Raw genomic sequence first — 16,552 nt, forward strand, 5'->3', positions numbered from 1 at the left:
ACCGAGTGGCCGGCTTCATCTCGGAACGCTGGCCGACATCAAATCGGAACGCTGGCCGGCTTCGCCTCGGAACCGGTGGCCGACTTCAATCGGAATCCGCAACCGAGCCCGACGAGGCGCTCGCGCATGGCGTATTGCAGGGCTTGGCTCTCGCGGTTGTGCTGGACCTGCTGCACCGAGGACTGGCGGACGTAGAGGACGGCCTTGCGAGCCCGGTGCTGCGGGCCGATCTTCTCAGCGCTCATCGGCGCCTCCGTCCCGGATGGTCGGCTGTGGCGCCCTGTCGGCGTAGGCGACGAGCAGGTGGGTCAGCAGACGGGTGAGGGTCTGCTGCGTCGCCGTCGGCAGAGCGCTCCAGGCCGGCGGCGTCAGAGTCGACGGTCCTTCCGTCAGGCCGAGGTCGAGCTGCGGATCCGACCGGCGCGGTCGGCGCGGAGGCTGTGGCATGGCGATCTCCCGAGGACTCGGGCGATGCTAGCTTTGCTCGGCGCGGGACAGGGCCTGCGCCACCCGTCGCGGCGGCGAGGAGAGCGCGCAAGCTCATGAGTGCGGACAAGGCCGCAACCGGCTGCGCCGCCGCCCGCGTCGCGCCGCACGCGACGGGATCGAGCATCCAGACCGGGATCTCCTGCAAGCGCGCCATGGGCGCATCCGTCAGCGTGCAGCGCGCTGCCGTCCCGGTTGCCCGCTCGACCACGTCGTGGACACGGACCGCGCGCCCGGCCCACGGATGCCATCCATAGACGACGACGCCGTTGTCGCCCGCGCCGGTACTATGGATCTTGTGGTGAGAGGTTGTTGTAGCCCTCGATGTAGGCGAACAGGTCGCGCCGCGCCTCATCCCGGGTCGCCCATCGTCGCTGGTGGACCAGTTCCACCTTGAGCGTGTGGAAGAAGCTCTCCATCGGCGCGTTGTCGTAACAGCAGCCGGTCCGGCTCATGGATGGCCTCGCCCCCATGCCGGCGAGCTGCTTGCGATAGGCCTCGGCTGCGTATTGGCGCCGCAGTCCGAGTGACAGATGAGCCCGACAGCTGGCCGCTGTCGCTGGCCCGCCATCAGCAGAGCAGCCAAGGTCAGCTCGGTCCGCATGTGATCGCGCATGGACCAGCCGACGATCTTGCGCGTGGCGAGATCGAGCACGGCAGCCAGGGAGAGCCAGCCTTCCCTGGTCGGCAAGTAGGTGATGTCCGCCAGCCAGACCGTGTTGAGCCCCACCGCCGAGAAGTCGTGCTTCAGGAGGTTCGGGGCGATCGGCAGCTCGTGACGGCTGTCGGTCGTGCAGGGCCGGAACCGGCGGCCCGCCAGGGCCCGGATGCCGTAACGGCGCATTAGGCGCTCTACCCGCCCGCTCACACCCGCGGCTGGCCGATCGGCGTTCGGCCCGCAGCGCAGCATGGATCCGAGGCGCGCCGTTGCGCCTGTGGTGCCCGACATGAATGCGCCGAATATCCTCTAGGAGCTGGCGGTTGAACGCCGACCGGGCGCTCTCGGGGCGTGATCGCCAGCCGTAGTAGCCGCTGGGGGGAACTCCGAGCACGCGGCACATGAGACGCACCGGCCAGGTGCGCGCATGCTGCTCGACGAAGGCGAACGTCACTTGGGCATCTCCGCGAAGGTGCCGATCGCTTTTTTGGACATCGCGCTCCATGGGCATCCGGTCGAGCTCACGCCGCAGGCGGGCGATCTCGGCCGCCTGATCTGCCGGGGATGCGACGGGGCTCGTGGGCGACGCTCCCGCCGATCCTGCCGACCGCGGTCGAGGCGAGACCTCGCGCAGCGCCGTGCGCCACTGCCGCAACATGGAGGGTTGGATCCCGAGTTCGGCCGCGATCTGCATCTGCGATCGGCCACTGCTCTCCAGCAAGGCGACCGCTTCGCGTTTGAACTCGGGCGTAACTCCCGTCTCGTCTCCGCCATCCGGCGCCATCCCCGCCCGTTAAGAGCGTATCAGAGGTGTCCGTGAAACCGGGGGAGTACCATTGTGGACTTGCTTCGGGAAAGTGGAGAGCTCTTTCCGTGAGGGAGGAGGTTCCCGATGCGAGAACCGAAGAAGCGCTTCACCCCTGAGTTTCGCGCCGAAGCCGTGCGCCTTGCTCACACGAGCGGGCGCAGCCGCCGAGAGGTCGCCGAGGATCTCGGCATCGGCCTCTCGACGTTGCGCCACTGGATCGACGGACAGCGCGATCGCGAGATGGAGGCGCCGCCCTCCGACCGCCAGGAGGACATGGCCGCCGAGCTGAAGCGGCTGCGGCGGGAGAACGAGGTGTTGCGCCAGGAACGCGAGATCCTGAAGCGGGCCACGGCTTTTTTCGCCAAGGAGGGAAGTCGATGAGGNTCCAGCTCATCGATGCGGCGAAGAAGGACTTCCCGGTCGCGCGTCTGTGCAAGCTCCTGGATGTCAGCCCGAGCGGCTACTTCGCCTGGAAGAACCGGCCCGCGTCGCGCCGTCAGCGCGAGGACCTCGTGCTGCTCGCCCNCGTCCGCTCGGCCTTCGCGCTCTCACACGAGACCTATGGNAGCCCGCGCATGACGCACGAGCTGCGCGAGCAAGGGCTTGGCGTGGGCCGGCGCCGCACGGCGCGGCTGATGCGGGAGAGCGGGCTCAAGGCTCGCCAGCCGCGCCGCTTTCGGCGCACCACCGACAGCCAGCATGCCTTCCCGGTCGCGCCCAACCGGCTCGACCAGGATTTCACCGCCGCAGAGCCCGACGAGAAGTGGGGGGCTGACATCTCCTACATCTGGACACGGGAGGGCTGGCTTTATCTGGCGGTGGTGATCGATCTTTATGCCCGGCGGGTCGTCGGCTGGGCAGCTGGCGACCGGCTGCACAAGGAATTGGCCCTGACTGCCTTGCGTCGCGCTTTGGTTGTGCGACGGCCGGCAGCTGGTCTGGTGCATCATTCGGATCGAGGTAGTCAGTATTGCTCGAACGAGTACCAGGCTGAACTACGAAGCCGCGGGATCACCATTTCGATGTCTGGCAAGGGCAACTGTTATGACAATGCGATGGTCGAGACGTTCTTCAAGACGCTGAAAAGCGAGATGGTCTGGCGCACCGTCTTCTACACGCGTGCCGAGGCGACCGAAGCCCTGGCCCGCTACATCGATGGCTTCTACAATCCCTGCCGGCGCCATTCCGCGCTCGGCTTCGTCAGCCCTGTCCGGTTCGAGAGGCGGGGCACCTGTTCAACCGCTCTCTACTAAACCGAAGCAAGTCCAGATGCAGCTTGGTCGAGAACCCGCCCTGGCTGCACCCGAGCGCCTCGCCCATGCCCTCGACCGTGCCCTCACCCCCGAGGGCGCCAAGCCGGCGTGCGCCGGCAGCGTGCTGGTGGGCGCGCACCACCGTCGCGTCCACAAAGTGCAGGTCCCAGTCGAGTTCGCCGCGAGCATCCGCCTGCGCCTTCAAGCGCCGGAGCACGCGGTCGAACACACCCGCCTTGCGCCAGCGGTACAACCGGCTCGACACCGTGCCGACAGGCCCGTAGCGGGTCGGCAGACCTTCCCAGGGGGCGCCCGTGCGCAGGATCCAGAGAAGCCCGTTGAGCACCCGACGGTGATCCTCGGCAGGCCGGCCCGTCCGCGGCTTCTGCGGCGGTAGCAGCGGGGCGATCCGCTCCCACTGCGCATCGGTCAGTTCAAAGTGTCGCATCCCGACCACATGGGCGCTCACACCGCCCCTGTGAACCCCTTTTCAGAGACGCCCTGGCTCTCCAGTTTGACCGAATCTTTCATTTTCGGCTCTCCACTTTGACAGATTATATCATTTTGCCGCAGACGGAAAAAGCGGCAAGGGCAGGCGGGCACTCGGTTCTTCCGTTTGAATGAGGCTTTCATTCCCCCCTTGCAACGCCGCGGCCGAGCACGAGGGGGTTTGAGAGAGAATTGTGACTCGCAATTTTTTGTTAACTAAATTAGCGCATCCAACGTCCACCAATCAGGGCCTCCTCCCATGACCGGAGATAGCCATGAAGCCTGCCGGAAATGCCATCGGCCTGTCGTGCGGTCCTGCCTCTGCTCAAGAGGCGCCGGTGCCGAGGGCCTGCGCAGATCGCGAAAAGATGGACCCCGCCGACCCGGCGGGTGCGCCATCGCCTGATGAAGAGCGGGACTGATCTACGGACCCGTCGAACTGTCCCCGCGAGCGGGTTTCAGTGACGGTTGGCTCAAGTGCACGAACAGCGTGGATGACAAGATGGACGCAAGAGACGGCTCGGCCGCAGAAAGAGCTTATGCAACTATTAAACGCGAAATCATCTACAATCGTTTTGGTGTGTGCAGTCAGCTCAAAACTGACGAGCTTCGCCGGAAGCACCACTCCCTCGGGATAACGCCTATCCGAGATGCGTTGATCAAGCTCAATCAACAAGATTTTATCGACTATACTCCAAATATTGGCTACTTCACCAGAGTACTGACGACCTCTAATTTCATGGACCACTATAATCTGGAGTTGCTTCACCTGAAATATGCGATCGAGTCGGGTGCTTTGCCCTTTGCGGGCGAAGGGCTCGACCCGCCCTCTCTGTTCGACGCACCCGAATCCACCGGAGAAGCCGAAGCAACACAGTCCAGTGCACGGTTCATTGAGAATGTCTATGGACGAATTGCGCGCATGTCCGAAAATCGCAAACTTGTCCGGCATAATGAACTGTTTTGCGACCATACGGCATATATTCGTGAGCTCGGTCTCGAACGAACCAAAGACCAAGGGACGATCATTGACGTCGTGAAGCGCTTGGCCGCACAGCTTGCCAACGACGAACGCGCTGCGGCAATCGATACTCTGGTCGCGCTGTTCGATCGAAAGATCGCCCTCCTGGACGGGTCGGTCAACGAAGGAAACAACCGCGCCCTCGTAATTACCCAGGGGGTTCGGGGCGGTGCACGAGCCCGCTGACCTTGTCGGCGACGAGGTGGAGCGCGGGACGCGATAAGCCCAGCCACACAAAGCGCCGGTCGACACGCCAGAAAATGCAACTGTAACGCTAGAGCTTTTTCGGTTTGGTCTGAGTCACCGCGGGGTTTGCGGATCGAGTTCGGGGTGATTCACTGACCGCTCTGAACGAGGAGCGATGCATGGGCCGACCCTACAGCCAGGACCTGCGTGAGCGCGTGGTGGATGCCGCTGCGGCGGCCTCCTGTCGGCAGGCGGCGGCGCGCTTCGGGGTCGGGATCGCGACCTCGATCCGCTGGATGGCCGCCCTCACGGCCACCGGAACGGTGGCGGCGCGTCCGCAGGGCCGGGCGCGCCGCTCGAAGCTTGATCCGCACGAGGCCTTTCTGCGCGCCCTGATCGCACAGACCGACGACATCACGCTGGAAGAGATGCGCGCCCGGCTGTGGGATGAGCGGGATCTCACGGTGGGGCTGGGCACGCTGTGGAGCTTTCTCGATGAGCGTGACCTGACGTACAGAAAAAGACAGCCCACGCCGCCGAGCAGGATCGCCCGGACGTGAGAGAGGCGCGCGAGGCGTGGTTCGAGGGCCAGCCCGATCTCGACCCGGCGCGCCTCGTGCTCCTCGACGAGACCTGGATCTCGACCAACATGGCCCGCCTGCGTGGGCGCGCGCCGCGCGGCGAGCGACTGCGCTCGCCCGTGCCACTCGGTCACTGGAAAACGACCACCTTCGTGGCGGGTCTGCGCCTGTCTGGGATCACCGCACCCTTCGTGCTGGACGGTCCGATCAACCGCGACGCCTTCCAGGCTTATGTCGCGCACGTGCTGGTGCCTGAACTCGAGCCCGGCGACATCGTCGTGATGGACAACCTGGGCAGCCACAAAGGGCCAGCCGTGCGCGCCGCCATCGAAGCGGCGGGTGCGCGGTTGCTTTTCCTTCCGCCCTACTCGCCCGAGTTCAACCCGATCGAGATGGCCTTCTCCAAGCTCAAGGCGCTCCTGCGCAAGGCCGCCGAGCGCACCGTCGAGGGGCTCTGGTCGGCCATCGGGAGGCTCGTCGACACCGTCACGCCCGACGAGTGCGCCAACTTCTTCGCCGCGGCAGGCTATGATCCAGATTAAACCGAAAATGCTCTAAGCTGAAGAAAAAGCCCGGCCGCTCAGGCGCGGCCGGGCAAGTGAGTCATGCGCGCACCATGCGATGTGCCGACGCCGAGCCCAAGCCGAATCAAGCCGTATGCCGCCCCCCCCCGCGAAACCGCTGCCGCCGCGCCAAAAAACATACTGCGTTACAAATCGACGTAACGACTTTCTGTGCATTTGCCTTTATGGAAATCGCGTCCGCAATCGCGTTCAAACCTCTGAGAAAATTGACAAAATCAGCGATGTACGGCGTTACAAAATTTCATAACGCAAATTTCGGCATTTCCAAAAACGTAGCTCTTGCCGCCCGACCCATTTTTGGGCTTTCTCCCGCCCGAGTTACGGCTCGGCTTGTGCGAAATCGCCAGCGCCTTCCCACCACTTCCGACCAGATGCCCCAGGTCAGGATCGCCGTGATCGCGCTCCCTTGAGGAGCGCGCGAGCATGCGATGCGGCCACCCATGGCATCGCTCGGGACGGCTTCCTTCTTTCCTCGGTGCCCTGATGAAACACCAAGCGCTCAGCCAGGGTGTGAGCCCGCGCGTCTCGATATCCCAACTGGCTCGAGACCGTCTCAAGTCCCGTATCCCTGCCGAGCGGTCCGCGCCCGACCTCGACGAGTGCCTCGTCGGTCGCTTCTCAACCCGGCTGCCGAAGCCTCTACCCGCCAAGGGCTGATGCACCAGCCGCCGATGAGATAGCCGCTGCGCCTCCTGCGATCCGCGCTCCTGACCGTCCTCACGGCTGGCGCGCTGGTCGCAGGTTACGCCATCGCCCTCGCCGCCATCGCGGTCGACGGCTCAATCCTGCTCGTCGCCGCCCTCGCGGACTGAGACCTCGCCCCGCTGTCTGGTCCCGGCAGATCGCGAGTAGGTGCGCCCCGGCCTCCCCGCACAGCACCGGGGCGCACCAGACCAGGATCAGAGGACCCGGACCAGCCATGACCGCCCCTTTCGCCCTGAGCGCCTTCGAGCTGTTCCTTCGTGCCGCCGAGGCGGCCGGGAGCGAGCTGGAGGTCGAGGTGTCCCTGACCCGGAGCGGCGAGGTCGTCCTTCACGCGAGCCGCGTCCACGGGAAGGCGGTCCTGGAGTTCCGGCGCTTCCTCGTCCGCGGGCATTCCGCGATCGAGGTCTCGGTCCACGACCGCCGGTACAAGCCGCTCGTCTCCGGGGAGGACATCGCCAATGCGCCGCACGATGGTTGACCTTACGGACGACGACGCGCCCGGGGCGCAGGAGGTCGAGCTGGACGCGGACGGCCTGACCGAGGTCATCATGCAGCTCGGGGAGATGACGGAGCGCCTGCTGACCGCGCGCCTCACCTCCCTCCCGCGTCCCCGCAGCACGCCCAGCTCACCGTCGTCCTCGAAGAGGTCCGCGCGCTCCGCGCGGCCCTCGCCCTGGCGCGCGGCGAGCCGCTCGCCGCCCGGGCGCCGGCCTACGTCCCCCCGGAGGTTGCCCCGTGCGTCTCCCCCTCGCCGTTGCCTTCCTGATCCACGACGCCCTCGGCTGTATCGGCCTCGGGCTCCACGCCCGGGACACCTACCTCGGAGACGGGCAGTCGGTGACCCACTACGGCGTCGCCCGGCGCCCGTCCTGGGACCGCGCGCTCCGCGCCAGGCTGCTCTACTCGCTCCTGGTGGCTGCGACCGTCGTCTGGCTCGGCCTGATCGGGGTCCTGTTCGTGAACGCGGCCACCGAGTACCGGCGCGTGCAAGCGCTGATCCTCGCGGCCCCCTGAGACGGCGGGCCGTTCCACCCGCCAGCGAGGCCCGGCCATGAGCAGCGGTGCCGCGGCCGGGCCTCGCGAACGATCGCCCGGAGGCGCCATGCCCGAGATGGACGACGCCACGTCATGCCTGCTGATCGTCAGCCTCGCTCTCGTCTCGGCCGGGGCCGCGATTGCGCTCCTCCTCCGCCTCGCCCTCTCGGTGCCGATGTCGTAGGCGCCTGGACGTTCACCGGCCGGCTGCCCGAACGGGAGCGCGACCCCTGGGTCTGCGCCCTCAATTGGGCCGGCAGCGAGGGCCGGCAGCTGATCGTCCACCTGCTCGACCGGCGCCTTGTCCTTCACCCGGGGGACACGCTCCAGCGCCACGCGAGCGGCGACTATAGCGTCCGCCCGGGCCACCTCGACGCGGCGCGCCCCTTGAAGGGGCGGCGCCGGGGCACCCGGACCAGCGTCTAACGAGATACCAGCGGGGAGAGCCGCGAGCGGCGGAAGGCGCATGGCGCCGGCCCGTCGCGAAGCCCCGCCCGTCCACGGATCGCCCTCGGGCGGGCCGGGCGAACAGCGGCGCCATCACGAGGGACCAGCCCGTGGGCCTCTACACCGCCGTAACCGTCACCGTTCAGGTCGAGGGCAAGGATGCGATGGTCCTGGGCCCCCTGGACGATCAGGGCATGGGATGCGTTCTCTGCCCGGGGACAGAGGAGCGGGGGCTGGTCCTGTCCGCACTCGCGGAGGCGATCGGCATCCTGACCGGCCCGCGGCCGGGCCCGATACCGGCTTTCGCGGTCTACGAGGCGGACGCCCTGACCCCGGCCAGGAAGCGGCCGCACCTGTCGCTCGTTCCCAAAGACGGGGAGGCGGGCGAGTGACCGCCTCCTTCTACTGGCGCGGGATGCTTCACGCCGACGTCCCCGCAGTCGCCGCGCTCGCGGCCGAAGTCTACCCCTCCCAGCTCTGGGAGGACATCGACGCCCTCGCGGCGCGCCGGCAGATCGGGACGGGCCTCGTCCTGGTCGCCCCCCCGGGCGCCCGGGTCTACGGCTACCTGCTCGCGCACCCCTGGGACCTCTCCGCGCCGCCCCTGACCGCGGAGCTGGACGCCCCGCCGCAGCCTGAGACGCTGTGGCTTCACGACCTCGCCCTCGTCCCGGAGGCCCGCGGGCGCGGGCTGGCCGACGTCGCGATCCGGCGTTTCCTCGCCTGGGCGGCCCTGTTCCGGTCCGGCTCGCTCGTCGCCCTCGACCCGGTCGCCGCCCGCTTCTGGGGCCGCCGCGGCTTCCGGCCGGTGCTCGATTGCAGCGCGACCTACGTCCCCGGCGCGGTCCTGATGCGGAGGCCGTCGTGAAGCCCCGGATGAACGAGTGGGACCGGATGTTCACCCGGGAGGCATACGACGCCCTCCCGGCCTCGCTCCACGCGAAGCGCCCCTTCGAGCCCGGCCCCTACCGCTGCTGGGACGGCAAGTCCCTCACTTGGTACTGGGTCGGAGAGGACGGCCTGAGCCAGACCAAAACCCTGCCGGCGATCTTCGTCGGCCGCCCGGCCTATCGGCCGCGCCTGGAATTCGGAGACGTCCTGTGACCCCCCGCGATCTCGAAGCCGCGCTCGCCGCCTGGGCGGCGGAGCGGCCCGCGGCCGACCCGTTCGCCACCGGCCTCAACGCGGCGCTCGCCGCCGGGGCGCCGCACCCGCTCGACGCGATCCGCGCGTCCCAGCAGCGCGTCCCCTGGGGCGCCGGCCAGCTCGAGGCCGGGATCGCGATGGGCGCCGCGCTCGTCCTCGCGCACCTCCGCGCGCTGACGGATCAACCGGCTGAGGAGTAGACCGATGGGCATCAACGTCGCGAAGCAGGGCTGGGGCGGCTGGAAGGTCGATCCGAAGGCCGCGCTCTCCGGCGCGACCCAGGCGCTCAACCAGATCGGCGACCGCGCGCACGCCCACGTCAAGCAAGTCATGCCGGGGCAGACCGGCCTGAAGAAGCGGACGGTTAGCAAGGCGCTGAAGAAGAAGCGGGCAAGCTCCGGCTCGCCGACCTACGAAATCAAGTCGGCCGGCGGCAATATCCGCCTGAAATACTTTGGCGCGCGAGAGACGCGGGCGGGCGTCAGCGCCGCCCCGTGGAACCAGCGGCACGTCTTCCCGGGGACGTTCACCCGCGGCGGGCGCTTCCCGGCGCGCGTCCCGCTCAACCTCGGGGGGCACGTCTACGCCCGGGCCGGGAGCAAGCGGCTCCCGATCAAGGTCCAGCGCTCGGGGCTGTTCATCCCGGACGAGATGATCTCGAAGGCCGCTTACGGCGCCTTCCAGGGCGAGGTCGGCCACCTCGACGTCGAAGTCCTGAACGGCATGGCCGGGAAGATCGGCTTCTGACCGTGCCGGTGCGCTACGAGGCCGGGATCACCCGGGCGACGCTGCGCGCCAACCGAGCGACCCTCTACGTCTACGGCGACAACAGCGCCGGGGTCGGCCTCGGCGGGCAAGCGAAGGAGATGCGGGGCGAGCCCAACGCCGTCGGCCTCGTGACCAAGCGGGCGCCGGCCACCTACCCCGCCGCCTACCTCTCGGACGACGACCTGGAGACGGTCCGCCGCCTCTGGGTCGCGCCCTACCGCCGCCTGCGGGACCACCTCGCCGCGGGCGGGGACGTCGTCTGGCCGAAGCGCAACATCGGGACGGGACGGGCGGAGCTGCCGGCCCGCGCCCCCGCGGTCTGGGCGGCCCTGGAGCGCCTGCGGGCGGCCCTGGACCCTCCCACCCCTCAACCGGAAGACGGGTAGACCCATGCGACGCCTCCTGTCGAACGCGCTCGCCGCCGTCGTCCTCCTGGCGATGGCGGCGCAGATGACCCGCCGCCGCCGTCGTCCTCCTGGCGATGGCGGCGCAGATGACCCGCGCCCCGAAGGGCGCGCCGCCCGGCACCACCCTCCACTAACGAGCCCCGGGGACCAGACCGGAATGCGAGTTCTCATCTGCGGCGGGCGGGACTACTCCCGCGCCCGCCATCTGCGCGAGCGGCTGGACGCCCTCGCCGCGGAGCACAAGTTCGTCCTCGTCGTCACGGGCGGGGCGCCGGGCGCGGACACGCTGGCCGACCGCTGGGCCGAGGCCCGGGGGATCGACCGGGTGATCTGCCCGGCGAACTGGACCGGGCGCGGGCCCCTCGCCGGACCGGACCGCAACGGCTTCATGCTGCGGCTGGTCAAGCCCGAGCTGGTCGTTGCCTTCGAGGGCGGCGCCGGCACGGCGAACATGCTGAGGCAGGCCCGCGCCGCGAAGGTCCGGGTCATCCAGGTCCCGGAGGAGGACGAGCCCCCGCTGGAGGACAACCCCCTGCTGTTCCCCGCCCTCGCGGCCGGGAGCGCGGAGGAGGAGGCGAGCGCCCCCGCGGCCGACGCTCCTCCTCCGGCTGCCGCGGGGCGCGGGCGCCCCAGCGCCCCGCGCCCCGTCCCCCGCTCGGGCCGCTTCGGAAGGGGCACGCGATGATCGACTTCAACGACGACGACTTCGAGGAGCTGGCGCCGCGAGCCAAGGCGACCGTCTCCTCCCCCGTGGCTTTCGGGACCTGCTGCGTCCGCGGCGGCACCGAGAAGGTCACGCTGACCTTCGCCCCGGAGGCCATCGCCCGCCTCGACGGCTGGCCCCGCTTCGCGGTCGCATGGTCGCCGAAGCAGATGGCCTTGAGGATCCGGGCCGACGCCCAGGGGCGCTTCGAGGCGTGCCGGACGCCGCTCGGCGGACGCTACATGCTCCGGGTCGACCTGCCCCGTGAGCTCATCCACGTCCCGAAGCTCCGGGAGCCGGCACCCCACCGCTACGGGGAGGCCGGGGGCGACCCTCTTCGTGACCGCGCCCCCGGCCTTCCGCGCCCAGCCCCGGCAGGCGCTCCTGGCGCCCCCGGCGCCCAAGGCGCCCGCCCCGGGGAGCCACCAAGCGGCGGTCCAGGCGGCGCGGGCCGCCGTCCCCGCCCCGGTGATCAAGGGCGCCTTCCGTGGGTGATCCCCGGGAGGCCGCGCTCGACATGCTCGCCCTCACCCTCTGGCTGAGCCCGGAGGACGCCTGCCGGCGCATGAGTGCGGCCCATCCCAAGGCAGCCCCCAACAGACGGGTGCTCGCCTTCGGGGGCGCAGCCCTCGGGATCGGGACCGCGCTGATCGCCTCCGCCTCCCTGGTCTTCGCCCAGCCCCGGGCCCGGTACGGCGCGGTCGGCCTCCCCGCCGGCTTCCGCCTCCCCTTCCCGGGCCTCCCGGGGGGAGAGCCCGCCGTCCCCGCCCCGGTAGCCGCACCCGCCGCGTAGGAGCGTCGCTGGCGGGCGTCCGCGCCCGGCCGGTACTCCCGGGTGTCGGGAGCGCCCTGACGCCTGCCACGGCCTCGCTACGAGGGCTGGCGGGGTGGCCGGCGAGGCTGACCGAAGGGCTTAGGGACCGTCTGGCTGGTACAGGAAGTTGCGGGTCCCAGGCTCGCGCTCTTGGCGCGTTTTCGGGATTTTTCGATCCCGGCTTTACTGCATGAAATGGCTGTCCAAATGGCTGAAGACTCAAAGCCGTCAGATGCCGGGATGATCCCGCTGGAGCAGGCCGCGCGGCTGCTTCTGTTGAGCAAAATGAGGCTCCGGCAGCTCGCCAAAGAGGGCTGGTTCCCGCCTCCGGTGCGGGGGAAAGTCTCGTTGATCCTGACGGTCCAGGGCTACATCAAATTCCTCCGGGACGAGGACCGCCGCAGCTCCAAGACCGCCGCCGAAAGCGGCCTCAAGCAGGCCCGGCAGCGCGAGGTCGAGCTGCGGATCGCCAAGGACGAGGGCGAGCTGATCCCGCTCCTCGACGTGATGGGCGTCATGGACGAGTTCACCGGGGCGGTGGTGACGGCGCTCAAGAACATGCCGAGCCGGTTCTCCCGGGACATCGCGCAGCGGGAACGGCTCCAGCCCCACGTCGACGAGGTGCTGACCCTGGTCGCGGACAAGATGCAGGCAGCGGCCGGGGAAGCGCGCGCGTTGCGCGGGTAGCCGGAGCTGCTCCCTCCCTCGCAAGGTCGGCGCGCTCCGCGCGCGCCGGCCCGTGGCACCCTGATGGCAGACAGTGACCAGCCCGCCGCGGCGCCGACCTGGTGGGCGCACGCGCGAAAAAACCTTCCTGCGCTCCTGGAGCGGATCGCCCTCTTCGTCCGCCCGACCCCCCGGCTGACCCCGGACGCCTGGGGCGCGCAGAACAGGGCGTATCCCGCCAGCTCGGGCCATCCCGGCCCCCGCAACCCGTACTTGACGCCCTACGCGGTCCCGATCGGCCGGGCGATTGCGGAGCGCCGCGCCCGCCGGGTGGTCGGCGTCATGGGCGCCCAGAGCGGCAAGTCCGAGACGCTGCTGGACGTGATCGGGCACCGGCTCGACCAGGATCCGGCCCCGATCCTCTACGTCGGCCCGAACCGGCAGTTTCTGACGGAGCAGCTTGAGCCGCGGATCATGCGGCTGCTGGACGAGGCCCCGACGCTCGCCAACAAGGTCAGCCGCGGCAAGCGGATGACGAAGACGAGGAAGGTCATCGGCGGCGTCCCGCTGCGCCTCGCGCACGCGGGCTCCTCGACGGCCCTGAAGGCCGACCCGGCCTCGCTCGCGGTCACGGACGAGGCGGACGAGATGTTGGCGAACGTGCGCGGCCAGGGCGACCCCTTCGGCCTGATCGACGCCCGCGGCGACACCTACGCGGACTTCGTGCACGCGATCGTCTCGACGCCCTCGCGCGGCCCCAAGGAGGCGGAGATCGACCCCGTCTCGGGGCTCGAATTCTGGAAGGTGATGCCGGCCGACGACTTCGAGTCGAAGGTCTGGCGCCTCTTTCAGGCGGGCACCCGGTATCACTGGACGTGGCGGTGCCCGGAGTGTCAGGAGCGCTTCATCCCCCGCTTCTCGTGCCTCGGCTACGAGGGCAAGGGCGACGAGCGGCACACGACGCCGGCCCGGGCCCGCGAGACGGCGCACATCGTCTGCCCCCGCAACGGCTGCATCCTGACCGAGGCGGACAAGCCGGACATGAACGCCTCGGGCGTCTACGTCGCGCCCGGGCAGGCGATCGCGGCGGACGGGACGGTGACGGGCGAGCCGCCCGCCAGCGACACGATCAGCTTCTGGGTGTCGGGCCTGTGCTCGCCCTTCCGGTCCTTCGGGGACCGCGCCGCGGCCTACGTCGAGGCGGTCCAGGGCGGCGACAGCGCCAACATCCAAACCGTGGTCAATGCGGGCTTCGGGGAATGCTACAACGAAGCGCCCCTGAACGCCCCCAAGATCGAGTCGATCAAGGCGAAGATCGTCCCGTATCGCCTGGGCGACGTGCCGCGCGAAGTCATGCGGCTTACCGCCGGGGTCGACGTCCAGAAGCGGTCGATCTTCTACGTCGTGCGCGGCTGGGGCGCGCGCGGCGCGTCCTGGCTGCTCCAGGCCGAGGAGCTGCAAGGGCTCACGGACGGCGAGGACGTCTGGGACGACCTCGCGGACGCGCTGACCGCGCCCTACGGCGGCCTGCGGATCGAGCGCGCCTTCATCGACTCGGGCTTCCGGCCGGACAAGCCGGATGCCGGGGACGTCCACCGGGTCTACGCCTTCGCCCGCCGCTACGACTGGCTGGTCGTGCCGACCAAGGGCATGCCGACCCGGGCGCAGCCGATGACGATCCGCAAGCACGAAGTCGACACGAAGGGGAAGGCGGCCCGGTTCTCGGTCGATCTGGCGACCCTCGACTCGGACTACTTCAAGTCGCTGGTGTGCTCCCGGATCCTAACGCCGGTCGGACGCCCGGGATCCTTCCACCTCCCGCTCGACATCTCCGAGCGCTACTGCCGGCACCTGATCTCGGAGGTCCGCGAGATCGTCGCCGGCAAGCCGGTCTGGACCCAGGTCAGCCGCGACAACCACTGGCTCGACTCCGAGGCATTGGCGGCGGCGGCTGGCTACCTACTCAACGTCCAGCGCATCCCCGATGGGGTGATGCGCGATTGGGACGAGACGGCGCCCCCGCCGCTCCCGGCGGTGGGGGACGACGTCCCGCCCGCCGCGGCCCCGGCCGCGCTCCCCGCCGCGGTCCCGCTCCAGGCGGCGAAGGCGGCGGTGGCCCAAAAATCCCTCCGGGACAGCCTCTCGTCTCGCATGGCGGCCCGCGCGGCCGGCTTCAATCGGAGATAGCCCATGTCGATCGTACCCCGGATCAAGCAGGGCGGCGTTCTGCCCGCGACGTCCGGGGATCGCCCTCGGCCGAAAGCATCGAGCGGCTGGTGGCCCGGCTACATGCGCGGGGAGGCGTCCCCGGTGTTTCGCGGCTGGAACCCGATGCCGCGGGATCCGGCCGACACCGTCCGGTCCGCCTGGACCCGGGCGGCCGGGCGCGCGCTCGACATCATCCACAACTCGGGCTGGATCTCGGGCGCCATCGACCAAGCGGTCGCGAACACGGTCGGGACCGGCCTGCGCCCTCGCCTGACCCTCGACGCCGAGGTCATGGGCTGGGACGAGGATCAGGCCACCGACTGGTGCGCCCGCGCCGAGGCCCGGTTCCTTAACCTCTGGGCCACGAACCCCTACGAGTGCGACATCGAGGGGCGGCGCACCTTCGCGCAGATGCAGGCCGCGGCCTTCCGCTCCTGGTTCGGCCCGGGGGAGATCGTCAGCGAGTGTGCCTGGAAGCGGCGCCCCGGCGGCGCATACGGCTCGAAGGTCCGGCTGATCCCGGCGCACCGGCTCTCGCAGCGCACGGCCTATCCGCGCCTCGTCCAGGGCGTCCAGATGGACGAAGACTGGATGCCGACGAGCTACTGGTTCTGGCGGCGCAATACCCCGACCGGGACCGAGCAGGAGATCGAGGTCGAGGCCCGGGACCGCTATGGGCGCCCCCGGATCGTCCACGTCTTCGACGGCGTGCCCGGGCAGTATCGGGGCATCTCGCCCCTTGTGGCGGCGCTCGCGACCGCCCGGCGCTTCGACCAGCTCACCGAGAGCAAGCTGACCGCGAACCTGATCCAGGCGGTCTTCGCCGCGACGATCAAGAGCGACGAGCCGACCGAGGAGATCCTGAAGGGGCTGCTGACCCCTCAGGAGCAGGCCCGGATGGCGAGCGACGGCATGAGCGCCTTCGACGCCTGGGCGGCGATGAACGAGGGCTGGTACAAGAGCACCAACATCGACCTCGGGATCAACGGGCGCTTTGCTCACCTCTTCCCGGGTCAGGAGCTGGAATTCCACTCGGCCTCGCAGAGCAGCGCGGACTTCAAGGACTTGGCGCTGTTCCTGCTGCGCGAGATCCTGCGCTGCCTCGGCCTGACCTACGAGAGCGGCACCGGCGACTATTCCGGCGCGACCTACTCGTCGGTCCGTATGGCGACGAGCGAGATCTTCCAGATCACGCTCTACCGGCGCGAGAACATCGTCGGGCCCTTCTCGACGCCGCACTTCCTGGCGTGGCTGGAGGAGGACATCGAGCGCGGCGGCACGCCGTTCCCGGACGGGGTCGCCGGCTTCCTCGCCAAGCGCCCCGCCCTGACGCTGCGGTGGACTGGCACGCCCAAGCCCGAGGCGGACAACCTGAAGACCGCCAAGACGTGGCAGACCTACCGGGACATGGGCGTCGCGACCGACGAGGCGATCTGCGCCGACCAGGGGCTCGGGGACGTCCACGACGTCTACAAGCAGCGCGCCCGTGAGATGCGCCTGCGCGCGAAGTACGGGCTCCCGGAGAACGGGCCGGCGCCGACGCCCGACCCGGTGGCCGACAAGCTGGTCGTGCAGGAGGACAACTAG

Annotated in this window: 19 protein-coding genes and 2 pseudogenes; 17 read left to right on the plus strand and 4 right to left on the minus strand. The window is 69.3% G+C overall.

The features are described from left to right. Window positions 1-38: 38 nt before the first annotated feature. The 3 genes and pseudogenes from MET2598_RS36625 to MET2598_RS36630 all read right to left on the minus strand — a co-directional run. On the minus strand, window positions 39-245 hold the full coding sequence (locus tag MET2598_RS36625) for a hypothetical protein (RefSeq protein WP_036270402.1): 207 nt from the start codon (window positions 243-245) through the stop codon (window positions 39-41). Next, window positions 235-447, minus strand: a complete 213-nt coding sequence (locus tag MET2598_RS0115935; protein WP_018261515.1) for a hypothetical protein — start codon at window positions 445-447, stop codon at window positions 235-237. The genes MET2598_RS36625 and MET2598_RS0115935 overlap by 11 nt, the downstream gene beginning before the upstream one ends. A gap of 347 nt (window positions 448-794) precedes the next feature. After that, window positions 795-1,918: pseudogene (locus MET2598_RS36630) on the minus strand (IS3 family transposase); the annotation flags it as partial. A gap of 118 nt (window positions 1,919-2,036) precedes the next feature. Here MET2598_RS36630 and MET2598_RS0115950 point away from each other — a divergent pair. Beyond that, window positions 2,037-3,205, plus strand: a protein-coding gene (locus tag MET2598_RS0115950; RefSeq protein ID WP_085984598.1) for an IS3 family transposase whose coding sequence is annotated in 2 segments (ribosomal slippage) — window positions 2,037-2,304 and window positions 2,304-3,205 — 1,170 coding nt in all. Because the reading frame shifts where the segments join, the coding sequence is not laid out codon by codon here. 13 nt (window positions 3,206-3,218) lie between these two features. Here MET2598_RS0115950 and MET2598_RS0115955 read toward each other — a convergent pair. Continuing rightward, a pseudogene (locus MET2598_RS0115955) lies at window positions 3,219-3,653 on the minus strand (IS5 family transposase); the annotation flags it as partial. A gap of 531 nt (window positions 3,654-4,184) precedes the next feature. On the opposite strand from MET2598_RS0115955, the gene MET2598_RS41130 reads away from it, so the two are divergent. From MET2598_RS41130 to MET2598_RS0116040, 16 genes are all read left to right on the plus strand, one after another. After that, window positions 4,185-4,901 carry a hypothetical protein gene (locus MET2598_RS41130; protein WP_150108709.1) on the plus strand — a complete coding sequence of 239 codons (717 nt, stop codon included), beginning with the start codon at window positions 4,185-4,187 and terminating at the stop codon, window positions 4,899-4,901. 179 nt (window positions 4,902-5,080) lie between these two features. After that, window positions 5,081-6,024 (plus strand): IS630 family transposase gene (locus MET2598_RS39265; protein ID WP_085984469.1). Its coding sequence is split into 2 segments (ribosomal slippage): window positions 5,081-5,417 and window positions 5,417-6,024, totalling 945 coding nucleotides; the frame shifts between segments, so codons are not numbered across the junction. Window positions 6,025-6,985: 961 nt separating this feature from the next. Beyond that, window positions 6,986-7,249: a hypothetical protein gene (locus MET2598_RS0115970; RefSeq protein WP_012333910.1), complete on the plus strand. Its 264-nt coding sequence runs from the start codon at window positions 6,986-6,988 to the stop codon at window positions 7,247-7,249. Between the two features lie 257 nt (window positions 7,250-7,506). Continuing rightward, the gene (locus tag MET2598_RS0115975) at window positions 7,507-7,785 is read left to right on the plus strand and encodes a hypothetical protein (protein ID WP_012333909.1); all 279 of its coding nucleotides are present in this window, start codon (window positions 7,507-7,509) and stop codon (window positions 7,783-7,785) included. 578 nt (window positions 7,786-8,363) lie between these two features. Further along, complete coding sequence (locus tag MET2598_RS0115985) at window positions 8,364-8,645, plus strand: hypothetical protein (protein ID WP_012333907.1); 282 nt, start codon at window positions 8,364-8,366, stop codon at window positions 8,643-8,645. After that, window positions 8,642-9,121, plus strand: a complete 480-nt coding sequence (locus tag MET2598_RS0115990) for a GNAT family N-acetyltransferase (protein ID WP_012333906.1) — start codon at window positions 8,642-8,644, stop codon at window positions 9,119-9,121. Before MET2598_RS0115985 ends, MET2598_RS0115990 begins: the two co-directional genes overlap by 4 nt. Beyond that, window positions 9,118-9,357: a hypothetical protein gene (locus MET2598_RS0115995; RefSeq protein ID WP_018261519.1), complete on the plus strand. Its 240-nt coding sequence runs from the start codon at window positions 9,118-9,120 to the stop codon at window positions 9,355-9,357. The genes MET2598_RS0115990 and MET2598_RS0115995 overlap by 4 nt, the downstream gene beginning before the upstream one ends. Next, window positions 9,354-9,599 (plus strand): hypothetical protein, encoded by a 246-nt coding sequence (locus MET2598_RS0116000; protein WP_012333904.1) that lies wholly within the window; start codon window positions 9,354-9,356, stop codon window positions 9,597-9,599. Before MET2598_RS0115995 ends, MET2598_RS0116000 begins: the two co-directional genes overlap by 4 nt. A 4-nt stretch (window positions 9,600-9,603) precedes the next feature. Further along, a complete protein-coding gene (locus MET2598_RS0116005) occupies window positions 9,604-10,146 on the plus strand; it encodes a hypothetical protein (RefSeq protein ID WP_018261520.1) in 543 nt (180 codons plus the stop codon). Window positions 10,147-10,148: 2 nt separating this feature from the next. Beyond that, complete coding sequence (locus MET2598_RS0116010) at window positions 10,149-10,553, plus strand: DUF7831 domain-containing protein (RefSeq protein WP_018261521.1); 405 nt, start codon at window positions 10,149-10,151, stop codon at window positions 10,551-10,553. Window positions 10,554-10,731: 178 nt separating this feature from the next. Next, on the plus strand, window positions 10,732-11,259 hold the full coding sequence (locus MET2598_RS0116015) for a DUF2493 domain-containing protein (RefSeq protein WP_018261522.1): 528 nt from the start codon (window positions 10,732-10,734) through the stop codon (window positions 11,257-11,259). A gap of 357 nt (window positions 11,260-11,616) precedes the next feature. Beyond that, window positions 11,617-11,772 carry a hypothetical protein gene (locus tag MET2598_RS41135; protein ID WP_157182170.1) on the plus strand — a complete coding sequence of 52 codons (156 nt, stop codon included), beginning with the start codon at window positions 11,617-11,619 and terminating at the stop codon, window positions 11,770-11,772. Next, a complete protein-coding gene (locus MET2598_RS0116025) occupies window positions 11,765-12,070 on the plus strand; it encodes a hypothetical protein (protein ID WP_157182171.1) in 306 nt (101 codons plus the stop codon). The genes MET2598_RS41135 and MET2598_RS0116025 overlap by 8 nt, the downstream gene beginning before the upstream one ends. A 261-nt stretch (window positions 12,071-12,331) precedes the next feature. Continuing rightward, entirely contained in the window at window positions 12,332-12,778 is a 447-nt protein-coding gene (locus MET2598_RS0116030; protein WP_018261524.1) for a hypothetical protein, read from the plus strand. 63 nt (window positions 12,779-12,841) lie between these two features. Then, window positions 12,842-14,944: a terminase gpA endonuclease subunit gene (locus MET2598_RS0116035; RefSeq protein WP_026190759.1), complete on the plus strand. Its 2,103-nt coding sequence runs from the start codon at window positions 12,842-12,844 to the stop codon at window positions 14,942-14,944. A 3-nt stretch (window positions 14,945-14,947) separates the two neighbouring features. Continuing rightward, window positions 14,948-16,552 carry a phage portal protein gene (locus MET2598_RS0116040; RefSeq protein ID WP_026190760.1) on the plus strand — a complete coding sequence of 535 codons (1,605 nt, stop codon included), beginning with the start codon at window positions 14,948-14,950 and terminating at the stop codon, window positions 16,550-16,552.

The organism is Methylobacterium sp. WSM2598, assembly GCF_000379105.1.
Classification (GTDB): domain Bacteria; phylum Pseudomonadota; class Alphaproteobacteria; order Rhizobiales; family Beijerinckiaceae; genus Methylobacterium.